This window comes from Streptomyces sp. NRRL S-378 (assembly GCF_000720645.1).
Taxonomy (GTDB): Bacteria; Actinomycetota; Actinomycetes; order Streptomycetales; family Streptomycetaceae; genus Streptomyces.
The window spans coordinates 1-4,974 of record NZ_JOBX01000132.1; the positions used below are offsets into that span (position 1 = coordinate 1).

General features: G+C 57.0%; 2 rRNA genes. Both read right to left on the reverse strand.

Annotated elements, in window-relative coordinates:
• Window positions 1-31: 31 nt before the first annotated feature.
• Window positions 32-3,155: ribosomal RNA gene (locus tag IH80_RS0137795) — 23S ribosomal RNA — on the reverse strand.
• A 283-nt stretch (window positions 3,156-3,438) separates the two neighbouring features.
• Window positions 3,439-4,962: ribosomal RNA gene (locus tag IH80_RS40295) — 16S ribosomal RNA — on the reverse strand.
• The 16S and 23S rRNA genes sit together here, the layout of an rRNA operon.
• Between the last annotated feature and the right edge of the window lie 12 nt (window positions 4,963-4,974).

Genomic DNA, 4,974 nt, shown 5'->3' on the forward strand with positions numbered 1-4,974 from the left:
TTCAGAACTAACACAGTGGACGCGAGCAACTGAGGACAAGCCCTCGGCCTATTAGTACCAGTCAGCTTCACCCGTTACCGGGCTTCCACATCTGGCCTATCAACCCAGTCGTCTACTGGGAGCCTTACCCTCTCAAGGAGGTGGGAATACTCATCTTGAAGCAGGCTTCCCGCTTAGATGCTTTCAGCGGTTATCCCTCCCGAACGTAGCCAACCAGCCATGCCCTTGGCAGGACAACTGGCACACCAGAGGTTCGTCCGTCCCGGTCCTCTCGTACTAGGGACAGCCCTTCTCAATATTCCTACGCGCACAGCGGATAGGGACCGAACTGTCTCACGACGTTCTAAACCCAGCTCGCGTACCGCTTTAATGGGCGAACAGCCCAACCCTTGGGACCGACTCCAGCCCCAGGATGCGACGAGCCGACATCGAGGTGCCAAACCATCCCGTCGATATGGACTCTTGGGGAAGATCAGCCTGTTATCCCCGGGGTACCTTTTATCCGTTGAGCGACGGCGCTTCCACAAGCCACCGCCGGATCACTAGTCCCGACTTTCGTCCCTGCTCGACCCGTCGGTCTCACAGTCAAGCTCCCTTGTGCACTTACACTCAACACCTGATTGCCAACCAGGCTGAGGGAACCTTTGGGCGCCTCCGTTACCCTTTGGGAGGCAACCGCCCCAGTTAAACTACCCATCAGACACTGTCCCTGATCCGGATCACGGACCGAGGTTAGACATCCAGCACGACCAGAGTGGTATTTCAACGGCGACTCCACACCAACTGGCGTTGATGCTTCAAAGTCTCCCACCTATCCTACACAAGCCGAACCGAACACCAATATCAAACTGTAGTAAAGGTCCCGGGGTCTTTCCGTCCTGCTGCGCGAAACGAGCATCTTTACTCGTAGTGCAATTTCACCGGGCCTATGGTTGAGACAGTCGAGAAGTCGTTACGCCATTCGTGCAGGTCGGAACTTACCCGACAAGGAATTTCGCTACCTTAGGATGGTTATAGTTACCACCGCCGTTTACTGGCGCTTAAGTTCTCAGCTTCGCAACCCCGAAAGGTCACTAACCGGTCCCCTTAACGTTCCAGCACCGGGCAGGCGTCAGTCCGTATACATCGCCTTACGGCTTCGCACGGACCTGTGTTTTTAGTAAACAGTCGCTTCTCGCTGGTCTCTGCGGCCACCCCCAGCTCACGGAGCAAGTCCGATCACCAGTGATGGCCCCCCTTCTCCCGAAGTTACGGGGGCATTTTGCCGAGTTCCTTAACCATAGTTCACCCGAACGCCTCGGTATTCTCTACCTGACCACCTGAGTCGGTTTAGGGTACGGGCCGCCATGAAACTCGCTAGAGGCTTTTCTCGACAGCATAGGATCATCCACTTCACCACAATCGGCTCGGCATCAGGTCTCAGCCTTCAATGAGGGACGGATTTGCCTACCCCTCGGCCTACACCCTTACCCCGGGACAACCACCGCCCGGGCTGGACTACCTTCCTGCGTCACCCCATCGCTTACCTACTACAAGTCTGGTTCGTCGGCTCCACCACTTTCCTTTCCCCGAAGGGTCCGGAACGGCTTCACGGACTTAGCATCGCCTGATTCGATATTGGGCGTTTCAAAGCGGGTACCGGAATATCAACCGGTTGTCCATCGACTACGCCTGTCGGCCTCGCCTTAGGTCCCGACTTACCCTGGGCAGATCAGCTTGACCCAGGAACCCTTAGTCAATCGGCGCACACGTTTCTCACGTGTGTATCGCTACTCATGCCTGCATTCTCACTCGTGAACCGTCCACAACTAGCTTCCGCTGCTGCTTCACCCGGCACACGACGCTCCCCTACCCATCACAGCGGGCGTTGGCCCTATAGCTGCAATGACACGACTTCGGCGGTACGCTTGAGCCCCGCTACATTGTCGGCGCGGAATCACTTGACCAGTGAGCTATTACGCACTCTTTCAAGGGTGGCTGCTTCTAAGCCAACCTCCTGGTTGTCTCTGCGACTCCACATCCTTTCCCACTTAGCGTACGCTTAGGGGCCTTAGTCGATGCTCTGGGCTGTTTCCCTCTCGACCATGGAGCTTATCCCCCACAGTCTCACTGCCGTGCTCTCACTTACCGGCATTCGGAGTTTGGCTAAGGTCAGTAACCCGGTAGGGCCCATCGCCTATCCAGTGCTCTACCTCCGGCAAGAAACACACGACGCTGCACCTAAATGCATTTCGGGGAGAACCAGCTATCACGGAGTTTGATTGGCCTTTCACCCCTAACCACAGGTCATCCCCCAGGTTTTCAACCCTGGTGGGTTCGGTCCTCCACGAAGTCTTACCTCCGCTTCAACCTGCCCATGGCTAGATCACTCCGCTTCGGGTCTAGAGCGTGCAACTCAATCGCCCTGTTCGGACTCGCTTTCGCTACGGCTTCCCCACACGGGTTAACCTCGCTACACACCGCTAACTCGCAGGCTCATTCTTCAAAAGGCACGCAGTCACGACCCATTGGGTAAACCCAATGAGCGACGCTCCCACGGCTTGTAGGCACACGGTTTCAGGTACTATTTCACTCCGCTCCCGCGGTACTTTTCACCATTCCCTCACGGTACTATCCGCTATCGGTCACCAGGGAATATTTAGGCTTAGCGGGTGGTCCCGCCAGATTCACACGGGATTTCTCGGGCCCCGTGCTACTTGGGAGATGAGCAAGCAAGCCGCTGATGTTTCGTCTACGGGGGTCTTACCCTCTACGCCGGACCTTTCGCATGTCCTTCGACTACATCAACGGTTTCTGACTCGCCCAGCCGCCGGCAGACGACTGAAGCTCATTCCCACAACCCCGCATGCGCAACCCCTGCCGGGTATCACACGCATACGGTTTGGCCTCATCCGGTTTCGCTCGCCACTACTCCCGGAATCACGGTTGTTTTCTCTTCCTGAGGGTACTGAGATGTTTCACTTCCCCTCGTTCCCTCCACACTGCCTATGTGTTCAGCAGTGGGTGACAGCCCATGACGACTGCCGGGTTTCCCCATTCGGACACCCCCGGATCAAAGCTCAGTTGGCAGCTCCCCGGGGCCTATCGCGGCCTCTCACGTCCTTCATCGGTTCCTGGTGCCAAGGCATCCACCGTGCGCCCTTAAAAACTTGGCCACAGATGCTCGCGTCCACTGTGTAGTTCTCAAACAACGACCAGCCACCCATCACCCCACCAGACAAGCTGGCGAGTTCACTGGGGCCGGCACTGAAGACATGACCTCACGGCCGTACCTTCAGGACCCAACAACGTGCCAAGCACGATCCCGTCGACTTTCGCTGTGTTCCACGCCGAAGCAGTACTTACAGGAAGTGTCAGAAACCGTGCCAACTAATCAACGTTCCACCCATGAGCTGACCGTGCAGAACGTTTGTCTGCAATCGGTACTGTGCTCCTTAGAAAGGAGGTGATCCAGCCGCACCTTCCGGTACGGCTACCTTGTTACGACTTCGTCCCAATCGCCAGTCCCACCTTCGACAGCTCCCTCCACAAGGGTTGGGCCACCGGCTTCGGGTGTTACCGACTTTCGTGACGTGACGGGCGGTGTGTACAAGGCCCGGGAACGTATTCACCGCAGCAATGCTGATCTGCGATTACTAGCGACTCCGACTTCATGGGGTCGAGTTGCAGACCCCAATCCGAACTGAGACCGGCTTTTTGAGATTCGCTCCACCTCACGGTATCGCAGCTCATTGTACCGGCCATTGTAGCACGTGTGCAGCCCAAGACATAAGGGGCATGATGACTTGACGTCGTCCCCACCTTCCTCCGAGTTGACCCCGGCGGTCTCCTGTGAGTCCCCATCACCCCGAAGGGCATGCTGGCAACACAGGACAAGGGTTGCGCTCGTTGCGGGACTTAACCCAACATCTCACGACACGAGCTGACGACAGCCATGCACCACCTGTATACCGACCACAAGGGGGGCACTATCTCTAATGCTTTCCGGTATATGTCAAGCCTTGGTAAGGTTCTTCGCGTTGCGTCGAATTAAGCCACATGCTCCGCCGCTTGTGCGGGCCCCCGTCAATTCCTTTGAGTTTTAGCCTTGCGGCCGTACTCCCCAGGCGGGGAACTTAATGCGTTAGCTGCGGCACCGACGACGTGGAATGTCGCCAACACCTAGTTCCCAACGTTTACGGCGTGGACTACCAGGGTATCTAATCCTGTTCGCTCCCCACGCTTTCGCTCCTCAGCGTCAGTAATGGCCCAGAGATCCGCCTTCGCCACCGGTGTTCCTCCTGATATCTGCGCATTTCACCGCTACACCAGGAATTCCGATCTCCCCTACCACACTCTAGCTAGCCCGTATCGAATGCAGACCCGAGGTTAAGCCTCGGGCTTTCACATCCGACGTGACAAGCCGCCTACGAGCTCTTTACGCCCAATAATTCCGGACAACGCTTGCGCCCTACGTATTACCGCGGCTGCTGGCACGTAGTTAGCCGGCGCTTCTTCTGCAGGTACCGTCACTTTCGCTTCTTCCCTGCTGAAAGAGGTTTACAACCCGAAGGCCGTCATCCCTCACGCGGCGTCGCTGCATCAGGCTTTCGCCCATTGTGCAATATTCCCCACTGCTGCCTCCCGTAGGAGTCTGGGCCGTGTCTCAGTCCCAGTGTGGCCGGTCGCCCTCTCAGGCCGGCTACCCGTCGTCGCCTTGGTAGGCCATTACCCCACCAACAAGCTGATAGGCCGCGGGCTCATCCTTCACCGCCGGAGCTTTCCACCACAGAAGATGCCTTCCGCAGTCGTATCCGGTATTAGACCCCGTTTCCAGGGCTTGTCCCAGAGTGAAGGGCAGATTGCCCACGTGTTACTCACCCGTTCGCCACTAATCCACCCCGAAGGGCTTCATCGTTCGACTTGCATGTGTTAAGCACGCCGCCAGCGTTCGTCCTGAGCCAGGATCAAACTCTCCATGAATGTTTACCCGTA